Origin of the sequence: Pseudomonas putida (assembly GCF_016406145.1) — a bacterium.
Lineage (GTDB): Bacteria > Pseudomonadota > Gammaproteobacteria > Pseudomonadales > Pseudomonadaceae > Aquipseudomonas > Aquipseudomonas putida_E.
This window is the reverse complement of the sequence record NZ_CP066306.1, coordinates 2447559-2463027: the sequence shown is the minus strand read 5'-3', so window position 1 is coordinate 2463027 and position 15469 is coordinate 2447559. Positions and strand designations below refer to the sequence as shown.

Annotated in this window: 14 protein-coding genes; 7 read left to right on the top strand and 7 right to left on the bottom strand. The window is 63.7% G+C overall.

Annotation, left to right across the window (positions count from 1 at the left end):
- Nucleotides 1-1410, bottom strand: coding sequence for an amino acid permease (locus tag JET17_RS11285; protein WP_012314103.1), 1410 nt, complete (start codon nt 1408-1410; stop codon nt 1-3).
- A 325-nt stretch (nt 1411-1735) separates the two neighbouring features.
- On the opposite strand from JET17_RS11285, the gene JET17_RS11280 reads away from it, so the two are divergent.
- Both JET17_RS11280 and JET17_RS11275 read left to right on the top strand, forming a co-directional pair.
- Complete coding sequence (locus JET17_RS11280) at nt 1736-3160, top strand: PLP-dependent aminotransferase family protein (protein WP_012314102.1); 1425 nt, start codon at nt 1736-1738, stop codon at nt 3158-3160.
- Nucleotides 3161-3442: 282 nt separating this feature from the next.
- Complete coding sequence (locus JET17_RS11275) at nt 3443-3985, top strand: WYL domain-containing protein (protein ID WP_012314101.1); 543 nt, start codon at nt 3443-3445, stop codon at nt 3983-3985.
- Between the two features lie 16 nt (nt 3986-4001).
- Here JET17_RS11275 and JET17_RS11270 read toward each other — a convergent pair whose 3' ends face one another.
- From JET17_RS11270 to JET17_RS11250, 5 genes are all read right to left on the bottom strand, one after another.
- Nucleotides 4002-4736, bottom strand: coding sequence for a hypothetical protein (locus JET17_RS11270; protein WP_012314100.1), 735 nt, complete (start codon nt 4734-4736; stop codon nt 4002-4004).
- A gap of 98 nt (nt 4737-4834) precedes the next feature.
- A complete protein-coding gene (codA, locus tag JET17_RS11265) occupies nt 4835-6076 on the bottom strand; it encodes a cytosine deaminase (RefSeq protein ID WP_012314099.1) in 1242 nt (413 codons plus the stop codon).
- 4 nt (nt 6077-6080) lie between these two features.
- Nucleotides 6081-7298, bottom strand: a complete 1218-nt coding sequence (locus JET17_RS11260; RefSeq protein WP_012314098.1) for a PucR family transcriptional regulator — start codon at nt 7296-7298, stop codon at nt 6081-6083.
- The gene (gene codB, locus JET17_RS11255; protein ID WP_012314097.1) at nt 7295-8560 is read right to left on the bottom strand and encodes a cytosine permease; all 1266 of its coding nucleotides are present in this window, start codon (nt 8558-8560) and stop codon (nt 7295-7297) included. Before codB ends, JET17_RS11260 begins: the two co-directional genes overlap by 4 nt.
- Before the next feature lie 241 nt (nt 8561-8801).
- A complete protein-coding gene (locus JET17_RS11250; protein WP_012314096.1) occupies nt 8802-9431 on the bottom strand; it encodes a glutathione S-transferase family protein in 630 nt (209 codons plus the stop codon).
- A gap of 146 nt (nt 9432-9577) precedes the next feature.
- Between JET17_RS11250 and JET17_RS11245 the strand changes: the two genes are divergently transcribed.
- The 3 genes from JET17_RS11245 (at nt 9578) to JET17_RS11235 (ending at nt 11898) form a co-directional block, all read left to right on the top strand.
- Entirely contained in the window at nt 9578-10099 is a 522-nt protein-coding gene (locus tag JET17_RS11245) for a GNAT family N-acetyltransferase (protein ID WP_012314095.1), read from the top strand.
- Nucleotides 10100-10225: 126 nt separating this feature from the next.
- The gene (locus JET17_RS11240; RefSeq protein WP_012314094.1) at nt 10226-10543 is read left to right on the top strand and encodes a DUF2388 domain-containing protein; all 318 of its coding nucleotides are present in this window, start codon (nt 10226-10228) and stop codon (nt 10541-10543) included.
- 122 nt (nt 10544-10665) lie between these two features.
- Nucleotides 10666-11898 carry a M20/M25/M40 family metallo-hydrolase gene (locus JET17_RS11235; RefSeq protein ID WP_012314093.1) on the top strand — a complete coding sequence of 411 codons (1233 nt, stop codon included), beginning with the start codon at nt 10666-10668 and terminating at the stop codon, nt 11896-11898.
- Nucleotides 11899-11954: 56 nt separating this feature from the next.
- Here the strand turns inward: JET17_RS11235 and glcC are convergent, their stop codons facing one another.
- A complete protein-coding gene (gene glcC / locus JET17_RS11230) occupies nt 11955-12722 on the bottom strand; it encodes a transcriptional regulator GlcC (RefSeq protein ID WP_012314092.1) in 768 nt (255 codons plus the stop codon).
- Nucleotides 12723-12917: 195 nt separating this feature from the next.
- Between glcC and glcD the strand changes: the two genes are divergently transcribed.
- Together glcD and glcE are read left to right on the top strand one after the other, a co-directional pair.
- Nucleotides 12918-14417: a glycolate oxidase subunit GlcD gene (gene glcD, locus JET17_RS11225; RefSeq protein WP_012314091.1), complete on the top strand. Its 1500-nt coding sequence runs from the start codon at nt 12918-12920 to the stop codon at nt 14415-14417.
- Nucleotides 14417-15469, top strand: a complete 1053-nt coding sequence (gene glcE, locus JET17_RS11220) for a glycolate oxidase subunit GlcE (RefSeq protein ID WP_012314090.1) — start codon at nt 14417-14419, stop codon at nt 15467-15469. The genes glcD and glcE overlap by 1 nt, the downstream gene beginning before the upstream one ends.

Genomic DNA, 15469 nt, shown 5'->3' with positions numbered 1-15469 from the left:
TTAGTGCTTGCGGGCGCTGCGCATCTGGTGCACCACACCCATGGCCACCACGATGGCCGCAGCAATGCCGGTGGAGATCACCAGGATCTGGTAGTCAGGCATGAAGGCCATGGTTACCAGTGCGGCGACGATGAAGGCGATCACCAGGTAGGTCAGCCACGGGAACAGCCACATCTTCAGGCGTACTTCCTTGCCCTCGGCGATCAGCTTGCGGCGCATGCGCAGCTGCGAGAAGGCAATCACCAGGTACACCAGCAAAGCGATCATGCCGGTGGTGTTCATCAGCGTATCGAGCACGTCTTTCGGGCGCAGGGTCTCGCTGAAGTTGATCAGCGCGCACACCACGGCCACGGCGCACGAACCGATAATCGCGTTCACCGGTACGCCGGTGCCGGCGCGTGTCGTCTTGAAGAACGACGGCGCATCGCCACGCTGTGCCAGCGAGAACAGCATGCGCGAAGCGGTGTAGTGGCCCGAGATCAGGCAGCTGCTCACCGACGTCAGCACCACGAAGTTCATCAACAGCTCGGCATACGGCACACCCAGCAGTTCCAAGGTGCGGCGATAGGCGCCATAACCGGAAACGCCCAGGTGCGGGTCGTTCCACGGCACCAGGCAGACGATCAGGAAGATCGAGCCGACATAGAACAGGCATACACGCCACACCACAGAGTTGGTGGCCTTGACGATCTGAGTGGCCGGGTCCTTGGCTTCGGACGCGGCGATGGTGACGATTTCGGCACCGAGGAAGGCGAACATCACACCAAGCAACGCACCGATCACCGTGGTGATGCCATTGGGCATGAAGCCTTCGGCGGTCAGGTGGGTGATGCCGCGCACTTCACCGAACTGCCAAATGTTCATCACCGCAGCGGTACACACGATCAGGAAACAGACGATCGCGATCACCTTGATCAACGCGAACCAGAACTCGAACTCGCCGTAGTGCTTGACGTTGAAGAAGTTGACGGTGATCAGCACCAGGGTCGTGGCCAGCACGAACACGTTGACGCTCACATCAGGGAAGAAACCATGCAGGATCTTGCCCGCCACATAAGCTTCCCAGGCCATGAGGATGACCCAGTACCACCAGTACAGCCAGCCGATGGTGAAACCGGCCCAACGGCCGATGGCGCGGTCGGCGTAGGTGGAAAACGAACCGGTGTCGGGCGAAGAAGTCGCCATTTCACCCAGCATGCGCATGATCAGTACCACCAGGATGCCGCCTGCCAGGTAGGCCAGGACAGCAGCCGGGCCGGCGCTGTGGATCACGCTGCCGGAGCCGACGAACAAGGCGCCGCCGATAACCCCGGCGATCGACATCATCGTCAGGTGGCGCGACTTCAGCGAGGCACTGAGTTTGCTCTCATGCCCGCTGTTCGCGGTGGTGGTTGTGGATGTTGCGTCCATCAGTTGTGTACCCCGTGCTTCTTTTTATCCAAGGAAAACTGTAAGACCGCGATGGTCATCGGCCTCACCTGTACATCAGTGCTAATGCGGGCAGGAGGTGTGCTGTTACACACGCAGGCCTTCCATGGCGGCCTGCTGACGCGCCCCAGGGTTTGCCCCTGGAGCGAACTGAACATGCTTTATGTGGCGCTATCTGACACCTAATGTAAAAATGTCCGACACATAGAGCCATGCACAGTGGCATGAAAGTCGCACTGCACTGTACAGGTCGCCGATGCAATACACCCTGCAGGCGCCTGCCGTTACGCACCCTCAAGGCCCCCGAATGCTTGAATTACACCCAGACTCCTCGACGCCGTTGGTCAACCAGATCATCGACGGGCTGCGTGAGCTGATCGACAACCAGACCCTCAAGCCAGGTGCCAAGGTCCCGTCGATCCGCGCGTTTGCCGCGACCTATTCGGTGAGCACCTTCACTGTGGTCGAGGCGTACGACCGCCTGGTCGCCCAGGGGCTGTTGGTGAGCAAGGGCAATGCCGGGTTCTTCGTCAACCGTGCGGCGGCTGAATTGCTGGACAACCACAGCGCCGAGGCCGACGCCAGTCGACCATCGTTCAACTCCGAATGGTACCTGCAGCAGATCTTCGAGACCCGCCAGTTGCCATTCAAACCGGGCTGCGGCTGGCTGCCCAACGACTGGATGTACGAAGAAGGCCTGCGCCGCGGCCTGCGCCAGGTTGCCGGCAGCCCGCTGGAGCTGTCCGGCTATGGCGACCCGATGGGCCTGCCGGAATTGCGCGCGCTGACCGCGCAGAACCTGCAGCAGGAACTATCGATCGTCGCCAACACCGCCCAGCTGATGCTTACCCACGGTGCCAGCCAGGCTCTGGACCTTGCCGTGCGCACGCTTGTGCGCCCGGGTGACGTGGTGCTGGTGGACGACCCCGGCTACCCCAACCTGATGAGCATCCTGCGTACCCAGGGCGCCACTTTGATCGGCGTGCCGCGCACCCCCAATGGCTACGACCTCAACCACCTCGAACAGCTGTTGGCGCACCACCGCCCGACTGCTTTCTTCACTCAGCCGCACCTGCACAGCCCGACCTGCTCGCGCACCCCGCTGGCGCAGCTGCACCGCTTGCTGCAACTGGCCAGCCAGCACGGCTTTCGCCTGGTGGAAAACAACCTGTACGCCGACATGGTCGCCGAGCCGCAGCCGTGCCTGGCCAGCCTCGACCACCTGCAGCAGGTGGTGTACGTGGGCAGCTACTCCAAGAGCATTTCGCCCAACGTGCGGGTCGGCTACCTGCTGGCCAACCCACAGCTGTCGCAAAAGCTGCTGCACCTTAAGATGCGCTCGGGCCTGACCACCTCGCAGGTTATGGAGCGTGTGGTGTATGCCGCGATCATCGACGGCCGCTGGCGCAAGCACCTCAAGCGCCTGCGCCAGCGCCTGGCCGAGGCCCATCAGGAAGTTGGCCGGCACCTGCACCGGCTGGGTTTCGAACTGTTCATCGAGTCGGACGAAGGCATGTACATCTGGACCCGCCACCCGGCCATCCCGGACAGCGCAGCGCTACTGGATGATGCGCTGGAGAAAGGCATCATGCTCGGGCCCGGGCAGTTGTTCATGGTCGATGCCAAACCGACCGGGTGGATGCGGTTCAACGTGGCGTTCAGTACCGACCCTGCGATGTGGGAGTTGCTGGAGAAGGTGTTGGTGAAGCATGTGCGCCGGGGTGGGTTCTAGGGGCGCTGGGGTATTGGAATAAGCCACACACAGGGACCACGCAAACCTCAGGAACTGCGCCCACCTGTGGGAGCTGGCTTGCCTGCGATGGGGTGCGTAGCAGCCCTGTAGCGCCTGAGCCGCGCAGAAGCGCTGTTCATCCAGGCACTGCAGGCATGAAACAAGGCACAGGCCACTCATCCTGCTGAACTTGGATCCTATTCACTGAACGGGTATGCTCGCGCAATAGCCAATTGCCATCATTCAGGCGCGCACCACGCCTGAACTTCAAGGACGAGCCCTTTGCCCAGCAACTCTACCCGCCACACGATCGCCCGCCAGTGGCAACTGCTCAAATTGCTGCCCGACCGCCACCCGGGCATGAGCTCCACACAGTTGCAGGCCGCACTGGCCAAGGTCGGCTACAAGACCAGCAAACGCACGGTGGAACGTGACCTCAATGAGCTTGCGTCGCTGTTCCATTTACGCTGCAACAACAAGGGCATGCCCTACGGCTGGTACTGGCAGCCAGGCCGCAGCCTCGGTGAGGCTCAGCAACTGCAGCCCGATGCGCTCTGCCCTGCCCGGCAGATCGAATTGCGCGCCTGGGTGGATGACGCCCTCGCACGGCGCCTGGAGGACCAGCCCTTGTCAGATGACATGCGCCTGTCCCCGCACGGCAATGGCGGGGCGACCCTGGATGCCACCGTCGACGACAGCCGCGCGTTGATGGGCTGGCTGCTGTCCCAAGCGGGCTCCATACGTGTACAGGCGCCAGAGGCATTGCGCACAGCCGTGATCGAGCAGTTGCGCCAAAGCCTGGCCCTGCACGACGGCGGCCACTAAGCGCCAGGTGACGCCATCAGGAGGGCAATATAGGCTTGCGTGACCGCACGAGGCAGGCGTAGCCCAGGCCCAGCACGCTGAGCACCAGCACACCGAGCAGCACCATCAGCTCCCGGCTATAGCGCGCCACCAGCGCCGGAAAACCGATGAACTCTCGATACACCTGCACATCCGCCACACCGTCGGCATGGCTGATGCTGATACCACCTTGGCGGATCTGCGAGTAGTCGGCATCGAAGTAGACCCACACCTTGCACGCCCGGCCTTGCTCGATGACAGGGATCTCGACCATCGGCGTGGAGGCCTCGTAGAGGGTGTCGTTGCCTGAGCCATCGCGCACTTGCACCAAACCCTTGGCCGGCAGGCGCACCTTGACCTCGCGCACCTCGGTGTGACCGGTGTTGCGCAGCTCTATGAGCAAGCCGGTACGGTGATCCACCAACCCGGCCTCGAACGGTTTGGCGAACAGTTGGGCGTAGGGTGCCTGGGCCAGGTCGATCAGCCTGTCGACCTGATCCTGGCTCAGCGCCCCCTGGCCGATGCTGGCGATGCGTGGCTGCAGCCGCTCGTACTTGAGCTGTTCATTGGTCTTGCTGATGCGCTCGCTGAACTGGCTTGGGTAGGTGAGGTAGGCATAGGTCAGGGAAGCTTCGAGGCGGGCGTTGTCCTTGAGCACCACGTAGGCCACCAGCCAGAACATCAGGCCAAGCAACAGGGCTACGAGCAGTTTCCCGATTTTGTCCCAACTCAACGGTAGGTTTCCTTCTGTCACGGCATGGACGGCTCAGCGGCCACAAAGGGTGCCAAGTTCGACGTCACCAGGCAAGCACTCAGTGACCCCGTACCGCTTCAGGCAAACCGTTCGACCTGCGCCTGCGTACGGCGCATCAGCACCTTGCCATGCCGTATCGATACCAGCGCATGGCCTTGGCTGCGCACCATCTCATAGTCGTCCGGCGCCGACAGCAACAACAAATTCGCCGGGCGCCCCACCTCGATGCCGTAGCGCTCGCCTAGGTTGAGTGTGCGCGCACTGTTGTCGGTGATCAGGTCCAGGCAACGTTGCAGGTCTTCGTAGCCCAGCATGTGGCAGATGTGCAACCCTGCCTCGAGGATGCGCAGGATGTTGCCATTGCCCAGCGGGTACCAAGGGTCAACGATCGAGTCCTGGCCAAAGCACACATTCATCCCTGCCCTGTCGATCTCGGCCACACGCGTCAGGCCGCGGCGTTTAGGGTAGCTGTCGAAGCGCCCCTGCAGGTGGATGCTCTCGGTCGGGCACGAAACGAAATTGATGCCCGACATTTTCAACAGGCGGAACAGTTTGGAACAGTAGGCATTGTCATACGAGCCCATGGCCGTGGTGTGGCTCGCGGTCACCCGTGCCCCCATCCCGCGCACCCGCGCTTCTTCGGCCAGCACCTCGAGGAAGCGCGACTGCGGGTCGTCGGTTTCGTCGCAATGCACGTCCACCAGGCAGCCCGTGCGCTCGGCCAGCTCCATGAGGAATTTCACTGACGACACGCCCTGGTCGCGGGTGTTCTCGAAGTGTGGAATGCCGCCGACCACGTCGGCGCCCATCGCTACCGCCTCGGTCATCAACGCACGGCCGTTGGCGTACGACTCGATGCCTTCCTGCGGGAACGCGACGATCTGCAGGTCGATCAGCCCGCGCACCTCCTCACGCACCTCGACCATCGCCTTGAGCGCGGTGAGCTTTGGATCGGTCACATCCACATGGGTACGCACATGCTGGATGCCATGGTCGACGAGCATGCCGATGGTCTTCTTGGCCCGAGTCTTGATGTCGTCGTGGGTTGTGATTGCCTTGCGCTCGGCCCAGCGCTCGATACCCTCGAACAGCGTGCCGCTCATGTTCCAGTTCGGCTCACCGGCGGTCAAAGTGGCATCGAGGTGAATGTGCGGTTCGACGAAGGGGGGCACCACCAGGTTCTGTTGGGCGTCCAGGTCGTCTGGGCTGGAGGGCATGACGGCATTGGCCTGGGGCACAATGGCGGCGATACGCTCGCCGTCCAGTTCGATGCGCATCAGGCCGGGCTTGCCGCGCAGTCGTGCGTTGATGATGTTCATGGAGTTACTCCTTGCCTTGGGCTTCGGTCATGCGCCATATCAGCATAGCGACCGCAGCGTTCATACGGAAAAGCGGGTCGTCCAGGGACTGCCCGCTCAGTTGTTCGATGCGTTGCATCCGTTGATTGATGGTGTTGCGGTGCAAACCCAGGCGCTGCCCGGCCTTGAGGCCATTGCCGTTCTCCTTGAGCAGCGCGTCGAGGGTGTGCAGCAATGCGTTGGGCTGTTTGCGCCCGGGGGTGCGCAGCGGGCCGAGGGTCTGGGCGACGAAGTCATCGATCAGCGAACGGTCGACGATACCCTGCAACAGGCGCAATACACCGAGCTCGCTGAAGTCGCACAGGCCGGTGGCCGGGCGCAGGTTTTGCGCAACCTCCAGGGCCTGGCGCGCCTGGTTGAGGGCCTGACGGTAATGGCCACAGTCCCCGGCGAGGCTCGACAGGCCCATGAACAGCCCCATCTCACAAGCCTGCGCTGCCAACTGCCGGTGCAGACCGGCCAGGGCTGCACGCAAGTCCGGCGTATCGGGCAGCAGCAACACGAACAGGTCACCGGCCAGTTGCGCCGTGACCGCGCCGGCCCGGGCCCGGCACCAGGCCTCAAGCTGGTCTTCCAGGGCTTGGCGGGTGTCCTGCCACAGGCGTTCGCCTTTGGCCAGGCCATGCCGCTCGAACAGCCCGTCCACCGCCGACAAGCGCAACGCCACCAAACGCCGCGGCCCGTCCAGGTCGAGCTGCAGGTGCGCGGCCCGCTGCCGGGCGATGGCCAGGCTCGGATAGTCACCGGTCAGCAGTTGCCCGAGGATATCGTTGCGCGAGCGGCGCACCTGGGCCATCTGTACCAGTGCAGTACCGATCAGGTGTGTGACCACCACCATCTTCAGGGCATAGGGCTGTTCGATCAGTGGCAACCCCAACTGCTCGGCGCGCTCTATTACCGCGGCCGGAATACACTGGATGAAGGTACCGCCTGTGAGGATCACCATGCCGGCGATACCCACCGCATCGCCGTCTTCGACCAGGCTCAACAGGTTGCCCTCGCCGCGTGGGTGGTTGATGCCGGTGACGAACACCAGCTCACCGCCCATCACCCATTCGGCGATGCCCTCGTTCTCCGCCACGTAGGGCCAGCGCACCCGCCGCTGCAGGTTGCGTGCACCAGCCCGCACGCTCATCTCGTGCAGGCCGGGCAGGTGCAGGATCTCTTCCAGGGCCAGGCTCACGGCTCGACCCGCGCCTGGCCCAGTGCCCGGCGTCGGCCGCCAAGTTCAAGCAACACGATGTAGCACAGCGCCGAGGCGCCGATGCCCACCAATGGCGCCACCCAGGGCGAGGCATAGGCCGCCAGCGCACCGACCCCATAGGCGAACAGCCCCAGCAGGTTGTAGCGCGGCAGGCTGACCGTAGCCAGGGCCGGATACTTGCCACGGTGGCGGTACCAGAAGTCGGCCATGATCACCCCACCCACTGGCGGGATGATCGAACCCAGCAATACCAGGAAGGGAATCAGCAACTCGTACATGCCACCGATCGCCAACACGATGCCCACCCCTGCCGCCACCAGCGTTGCCGTGCGCCGGCGTTCGCTACGCACCAGGTGACACGCTGCGGCGGCAACGTTGTAGATGGTTGGCCCCTGGATGGTCCACAGGTTGAGGCAGAGCATTACCACCGCTGCGAACGACAGCCCTTGCAGCATCATCACTTCGACGATGTCGGCCTGCTGGTAGACCATCGCGCACCAGGCGCCGGCCACGACCATCAGCCCGTTGCCGAGCAGAAATGCCACCACACTGGCCGTCACCGCCACCCGCCCGCTGCGCGACAGGCGCGTCCAGTTGGTGGCTTGGGTGGCGCCGCTGGCAAAAGTGCCGAAGACCATGGTCACCGCCGCCGAAAAAGTCATGGTTTCATGCGGTACCAGTGCCGCCAGTTGCTGCAGGCCACCCACGTCACGGGTGGCGATTACCATGGAAACGATCAACAGGACGAACATCAGCGGTACCGATACCCGCGACAGCAGGTCCAGCCCCTTGAAACCGACCATTGCCGTGATGCTGAAGCCCAACCCGAACAGCACCATCAACGGCACGGTGAAGCCCTCGGCAAGCCCAAGCAGTTTGACCAGCACGATCGCCACAGTGGCCGTGCCCCACGCATACCAGCCCAGTTCGGCGAAGCCGAGCAGGAAGTCCGACAGCCGGCTGCCGGCCTCGCCGAAGCAGAAGCGCCCCATCAGTACAGTGTTGAGCCCGCTGCGCGAAGCGATGAACGCCAGCGCGGCGGCGTAAAGGGCCAGCAGCGTGTTGCCGAGGGTGGCGATCCAGAGCATGTCGATGAACCCGAAGGCCATGCCCAGCTTGCCCCCGGCGAACATCGTGCCGGTGAAGAAAGTGAAACTGAACAGGACCATGGCGATTGGCAAAAGGCCCTTGCGGGCGTGCTGCGGCGCCTCGCAAAGCGGGAATTCGGAGGGGGAACTCATTGTCAGGTGCTCCGGGTTTAGGTTGGAGCAGCCAGAGCAATATACGGGCCGCTTTTTGCTGGCCGATGTACGGCGAAATAGCAGGCGCACGGCATGACAAATAGTGTGCAGGTTGCACAGCATGGCCCGTTCTTGATGGTTTTTTATGTGCCGGTTGCCTCAATTTGAGGCCGCCGCGCACCAAAGCGGGACGCGGCTGGGTAGTTTTCACCCGGCCGCCCCTCAAGTACGAAGCGTCCGGTCAGACCGACGCTGCGCGTGGCATCAGTTCATAGGGATGCTTCCAGCCCGGCAGCGCCTGGATACGCGCTTTCCACGCTTCAATATGGGTGAATTGTGCCAACGGGATGCCGGTATCTTCCGGCATGAACACATAGCCCGCCAGCGACAGGTCAGCGATGGTCAGGCGCCCACCGACCATATAGGGCGTTTTCGCCAGGTGCGCATCGACCACCCGGTAAGCAGCCGTGGCGCGCTCGCGAAGAAACTGGGTTACTGGTGTTTCGCCGGAGTTCTTCAGGCAGAAGATGAACCGCAGCGCCGCGTAATAGGCAGTGAACTTGTGGTTGTCGAACAGCATCCAGCGCCAGATTTCGCGCTTTTCGTTGTCATCGCGCGGGCCGAACTGGCCGGTGCGTTCGGCGAGGTATTCGAGGATTAGCGCCGACTGGGTGATTTTCTGGCCCGCATGCTCCAGCACCGGCACTTCGCCCTGCTCGTTGACCTCATCACGCCAGCTTTGCTCGCGAGTCTGGCCGTTGAAGAAATCGACGAACACCGGCTGCCAGGCCTGGCCGGTGAGTTCGAGCATGAGGGCAGCTTTATAGGCATTGCCGGATTCGGCGAAGCAGTGCAGTTTGAAGTCGGGCATGGTGGTCCTTCATTTTCCCAGGGTCGATGGCGCTGTTCGTGGGGACCGCAAATGGGTCGTCAAGCTGAGCAGACCACGCCCGCTCGACACGGTCAATGCAGTACGCGCAAAGTAGAGTGGTACTCCTTCACGCCAGGATGGCCCGTATGCCCTACCCCACACTCCCTTTCTCCCTGACCACCCCGCGCACCCGCCTGGTCCGCCCCGACCCGGCCCTTGCAGCGCAACTGCGCCAGGCCCTGCTCGAAAGCTACACCCTGCACCAACCCTTCCTGGCCTGGGCCAAACCTGACTGGACGCTGCAGGAAGTACGCGAGAGCCTGCAACTGAGTGCCGGTGAATTTCTCGACCCCGCAGCCGAAAAGCGGTACTTCGTGCTGCACGCGGACAGTGACGCAGTCATCGGCTGCATCGGTCTGCGCCCGGGCAACGCAGAGTACGAGGTAGGTTACTGGGCCAGCCAGGCGTTCAGTGGCAAAGGGCTGATGCGCGAAGCATTGACCGGCCTGCTCGATGCCATCGCAACCCCGGTGTGGCTGACCACCGATATCGACAACCAGGCCAGCCAGCGCCTGGCAGAGCGCGCCGGCTTCGTCATAGCCGGCGCCAAGCTCACCGAACTCGATCCGAGCACGCCGCGCCCGCTGTATCGACGCTCACCAGCATAAGCGCTGAAAGTTTTGTCAATCCGCGCTCGACGGTAATGATCCACCAAGGGAACTACCACCCCAGTTGCGCCATCTTACTCACTGAGTGGTATTTCCCTTGGGCTTCACGCTATTGGAGAACACGCTATGCGCCACCTATTCCTCGCACCTGCATTGCTGCTCCTGCTGCCTGCCGGTGCTGCCATGGCCCGCGTCGATGCGGGCGACGTCGCTACCTCGGCCGGTGTATCCGCCTCGCTGTATTCGACTTTCAAGGATGACAAACGGATCATCCCCGCCCGTGACGAGTTGTCTGCATTCGTCGCCAGCGGTGGTGCTATTCGAGGCGCCTACGTGGAATCGGCGCTGGAACAGGCACGCAAGGACAATCCTGGCTTGCAGGCCAGCGATGAAGAGCTGGCTCGAGCCATATTGTCCCAAGATGACCCAATGGCTCACCACTGAGGCCTGTATGACTTTCTCGCGGGCCGCCCCCCGGGGCGTGCCCGCGAAAAGGCTGCATTTGCCCGGGCAGGTACACGCTTGAGGGGCTAGGCTCAACGGTCCACCACGACAAGGAAGAACCGATGCCTTTGCCCCGCCCTCCCCACGCCATCGCCCTGGCGCTTTTGATCGCCTGTACCCAGGCAACCGCTGCCCAACCTTCTCCCCAGGACCTGCTCAAGCAAGCCCAAGGCGAACAGGCAGCCTACCTTGAAACCCTCAAGAGCCTGGTTTCGGTCGACACCGGTACCGGCACCGAGCCCGGCCTTGAACAAGTCAGCGCCGCGCTGGTCCAGCGCCTCGAGGCATTGGGTGCCCAGGTGCAAACCCACTCCGCCAAACCGTCAGTGGGCGACAACATCGTCGGCACCTTCAAAGGTACCGGCAGCAAAGATTTCCTGCTCATGGTCCACTACGACACCGTCTTCGTCCCTGGCACCGTGGCCAAGCGCCCGTTCCGCGTGGATGGCCCACGCGCCTACGGCCCGGGCGTTGCCGACGCCAAGGGTGGCGTGGCGATGATCCTGCATGCACTCAAACTGCTGCAACAGCAAGAGTTCAAGGGTTACCGCACGCTCACCGTGCTGTTCAACCCGGATGAGGAAATGGGTTCGGCCGGGTCGAAGCAGATCATCGCCGAACTGGCGCGCAAGCATGACTACGTGTTCTCTTACGAGCCACCGGACAAGGACGCCGTGACGGTCGCCACCAATGGCATCAACCGCCTCAGGCTCGAGGTCAAGGGCCGTGCCTCGCACGCAGGCTCGGCCCCCGAGGAGGGGCGCAACGCGTTGACCGAACTGGCCCATCAGTTGCTCCAGCTCAATGACCTGGGTGATGCCAGCAAAGGCACCACGGTGAACTGGACCCTGGCCAAAGCCGGCGAAAAGGCCAACATCATCCCGGCATTGGCCACTGCCGAAGCGGACATGCGCTACTCGGACCTGAGCGAGACCGACCGGGTGCAGAGCGACGCTCAGCGCATCGTGAAAAAACTGCTGGTCGCCGACACCCAAGCGACCGTCACCGTCGAAAAAGGCCGCCCACCCCTGGCACGCAATGACGCATCGGCGAAGCTGGCCCAGACTGCCCAGCAGCTGTACGCCAAAGTCGGCCACAAGATCGAGCCGATTGCCATGCGCTTCGGCACCGATGCCGGTTATGCCTACGTACCGGGCAGCGACAAGCCTGCAGTGCTGGAAACCCTGGGCGTGGTCGGCGCGGGGCTGCATGGGGACGATGAGTACATCGAGCTGAACAGTGTGGCGCCGCGCTTGTACTTGACGGTCGCGATGATCCGGCATCTGGCGCAATAAAGGTATTTCTGTCACGACCCTGAGGGCGCCGGCAAACCGGCGCCCTCAGGGTCACTTCACCCCCACCCGTCCATGCGCATGGTCGCCCGCACCAGCCGCTGCTCCTCCTGCTCGATCTCGCGCAAACTGTCGCGAATCCCGTTGATGTGTTCGCGCGCCGCCCGCTGCGCCTGCTCCGGCATTTGCTCCATCACAGCGTGATACAACCGCGCGTGCTGGCGGTCGATCTGGCGCTTCTGCGCGGGGCGGCAATACAGGTTGTTGACCGATGCGAACACCGTGCTCAAGGTCAGGTCGCTGAGCGACTGCAGGGTGTGCACCAGCACCGGGTTGTGCGAGGCCTCGCTGATCGCCCGGTGGAATGCATGGTCGCGATGGGCGTGCTCACGCGCATCCAGCCCTTCGGGCGCTGCGTGGGCGGCGAGCATGTCTTCGTAGCGACGGCGGATCAGCAGGCGGTCCACATCGGTGGCACGCAACGCCGCCAGGCGAGCCGACTCGGCCTCGAGCAGCGCACGCACCTCCAGCAGGTCGAACAAGGTGCGCGGTTGCGAGCTGAACAGGTGCATCAGCGGCGTGACGCCCACCTGCTGCCCGGTCAGGTCGGCGACGAACGAACCGCGCCCCTGTTCAGTGTCGATGATGCCGCGCCCGCGCAGTATGCGCAGGCCTTCACGCAGTGCCGAGCGCGAACAGCCGAGCTTTTCCACCAGGCGTCGCTCCGAAGGCAAGGCCTGTCCCACCTTGAGCACACCCTCGACGATCAGCCGTTCGACCCGCTCGGCAACCTGGTCGGCGACCTTGGCCTTGCCTTCAGCAACCATGCGCACCCCTCGACTGGTAGGACCACTTCCATAGCTTGCGCCAATCTACGCACGTAAACCGGTAAATGAACAGCAACTGGCACAAAAACTGGTAGGACCAGTGTGCTTCGCGCTCGACCTGTTGCGATGGGGGGCGCAGGCTGCGTGGGTGAACGGTTTACCCACAACAACAAAAACTGCCGTTGAGTGAGCCTGATGAACATTCTCTACGACGAACGGGTCGATGGCGCGCTGCCTGCCGTGGACCAGCCGGCCCTGCTGCAGGCCTTGCGCGAAGCGCTGCCCGACCTTGAGATCCTGCATCGGGGCGAAGACCTCACACCTTACGAATGCGATGGCCTCTCTGCCTACCGCACCGTGCCCCTGATGGTGGTGCTGCCAGAGCGTCTGGAGCAGGTGCAGACGTTGCTAAGGCTGTGTCACCAACGCGGTGTCCCTGTCGTGGCTCGCGGCGCCGGCACGGGCTTGTCAGGCGGCGCATTGCCACTGGCCAAGGGCATCCTGCTGGTGATGGCACGTTTCAACCGCATTCTGGAAGTCAACCCGCAAGGCTGTTTCGCCCGGGTTCAGCCGGGGGTGCGCAACCTGGCCATTTCCCAGGCAGCGGCGCCGTACGGCCTTTACTACGCCCCCGACCCCTCTTCGCAAATCGCCTGTTCCATCGGCGGCAACGTCGCTGAAAACGCAGGTGGCGTGCACTGCCTGAAGTACGGCTTGACCGTGCACAACCTGCTCAAGGTGGAGATCCTCACCGTCGAAGGCGAACGGCTGACCCTGGGCAGCGATGCCCTCGATAGCCCGGGTTTCGACCTGCTGGCGCTGTTCACGGGTTCCGAAGGCATGCTCGGGATCGTCACCGAAGTGACCGTCAAACTGCTGCCCAAGCCCCAGGTCGCCCGGGTCCTGCTGGCCAGTTTCGGCAGTGTCGAAGACGCCGGCCGGGCCGTGGCCGAAATCATTGCTGCCGGGATCATCCCCGGTGGCCTGGAAATGATGGACAACCTGGCAATCCGCGCCGCCGAAGACTTCATCCACGCCGGCTACCCGGTAGAGGCAGCAGCGATCCTTTTGTGCGAACTCGATGGTGTCGAGGCCGACGTGCAGGACGACTGCGAGCGTGTGGCAGCAGTACTACAGCAGGCCGGCGCCAGCGAGGTGCGCCTGGCCTGCGACGAGGCCGAGCGCGTGCGCTTCTGGGCAGGCCGCAAGAACGCATTCCCGGCGGTGGGGCGCATCTCGCCGGACTACTACTGCATGGACGGGACCATCCCGCGCCGCGAACTGGCGCGCGTGCTCAAGGGCATCAGCGAACTGTCCGAGCAGTACGGCCTGCGCGTTGCCAACGTGTTCCACGCCGGCGACGGCAACATGCACCCACTGATCCTGTTCGATGCCAACCTGCCCGGCGAACTGGAACGCGCCGAAGCCATCGGCGGGCGCATCCTTGAACTGTGCGTGGCAGTGGGCGGCAGCATCACCGGCGAACATGGCGTAGGCCGCGAGAAAATCAACCAGATGTGCGCGCAGTTCAACAGCGACGAAATCACCCTGTTCCATGCCGTGAAGGCAGCGTTTGACCCCAAAGGGCTGCTCAACCCGGGCAAGAACATCCCCACCCTGCACCGCTGCGCCGAGTTCGGTGCCATGCATGTGCATCACGGCCAACTGCCCTTCCCTGACCTGGAGCGCTTCTGATGAGCCTGGACCGCGACATGAGCCAGGACCTGCTCGAACAGGTCAACCAGGCCTTGACCCTGAACACCCCGCTGCGCATTCAGGGCAGCAACAGCAAAGCCATGCTGGGGCGCCCGGTGGCCGGGGAGATCGTTGATACACGCGGCCACCGCGGCATCGTCAGTTACGACCCGACCGAGCTGGTACTCACTGCTCGCGCCGGTACGCCGCTGCAGGAGATCGAGGCGGCGCTGTTCGAGGCCGGGCAGATGCTGCCGTGCGAACCGCCCCACCTCGGCGCCGGTGCGACCTTGGGCGGCGTGGTCGCAGCGGGGCTGTCCGGGCCGCGTCGGCCCTGGGCCGGGTCGGTACGCGACTATGTGCTCGGCACGCGGGTCATTACCGGTCACGGCAAGCTGCTGCGCTTTGGCGGTGAGGTGATGAAAAACGTCGCCGGTTACGACGTGTCGCGGCTGATGGCCGGCAGCTTCGGCTGCCTGGGCCTGCTGACCGAGGTGTCGCTTAAGGTGCTGCCACGACCGCGCCGATGCCTGAGCCTGCGCATGCCGATGGCCCGCCATCAGGCCCTGGCCGAGCTGGCCGAATGGGGCCAGCAGCCATTGCCGATCAGTGCAGCCTGCCACGACGGCGAAGCACTGTACCTGCGCCTGGAAGGCGGTGAGGGCTCAGTGCAATCGGCCCGCCAGCGCTTGGGCGGGGAAGTACTCGACAGCCAGTTCTGGAGTGACCTGCGCGAGCAGCGCCTGGCCTTCTTCGACGGCGCCGAACCGCTGTGGCGCCTGTCGCTGCCCATTGCCACCGCCGAACTGGACCTGCCGGGGCGCCAGTTGATCGATTGGGGCGGCGCGCAGCGCTGGCTGAAGTCGAGCGCCCCCGCAGCGGCGATCCGCGAGCTGGTGGCCAAGGCCGGCGGCCACGCCACCGGCTATGCCCCGGGCGAGCACAGCAGCGCACCGCTGCCCGCCGCGCTGATGCGTTATCACCACGCCCTCAAGCGACAACTCGACCCCCAGGGCCTGTTCAACCCTGGCCGCCTGTACCCGGACCTGTGA

Excerpts from the sequence above, each read along its gene's own strand:
- JET17_RS11285 (WP_012314103.1), bottom strand. The coding sequence starts at position 1,410 with ATGGACGCAACATCCACAACCACCACCGCGAACAGCGGGCATGAGAGC.
- JET17_RS11280 (WP_012314102.1), top strand. The coding sequence starts at position 1,736 with ATGCTTGAATTACACCCAGACTCCTCGACGCCGTTGGTCAACCAGATC.
- codA (WP_012314099.1), bottom strand. The coding sequence starts at position 6,076 with ATGAACATCATCAACGCACGACTGCGCGGCAAGCCCGGCCTGATGCGC.
- codB (WP_012314097.1), bottom strand. The coding sequence starts at position 8,560 with ATGAGTTCCCCCTCCGAATTCCCGCTTTGCGAGGCGCCGCAGCACGCC.
- JET17_RS11250 (WP_012314096.1), bottom strand. The coding sequence starts at position 9,431 with ATGCCCGACTTCAAACTGCACTGCTTCGCCGAATCCGGCAATGCCTAT.
- JET17_RS11245 (WP_012314095.1), top strand. The coding sequence starts at position 9,578 with ATGCCCTACCCCACACTCCCTTTCTCCCTGACCACCCCGCGCACCCGC.
- JET17_RS11240 (WP_012314094.1), top strand. The coding sequence starts at position 10,226 with ATGCGCCACCTATTCCTCGCACCTGCATTGCTGCTCCTGCTGCCTGCC.
- JET17_RS11235 (WP_012314093.1), top strand. The coding sequence starts at position 10,666 with ATGCCTTTGCCCCGCCCTCCCCACGCCATCGCCCTGGCGCTTTTGATC.
- glcC (WP_012314092.1), bottom strand. The coding sequence starts at position 12,722 with ATGGTTGCTGAAGGCAAGGCCAAGGTCGCCGACCAGGTTGCCGAGCGG.
- glcD (WP_012314091.1), top strand. The coding sequence starts at position 12,918 with ATGAACATTCTCTACGACGAACGGGTCGATGGCGCGCTGCCTGCCGTG.
- glcE (WP_012314090.1), top strand. The coding sequence starts at position 14,417 with ATGAGCCTGGACCGCGACATGAGCCAGGACCTGCTCGAACAGGTCAAC.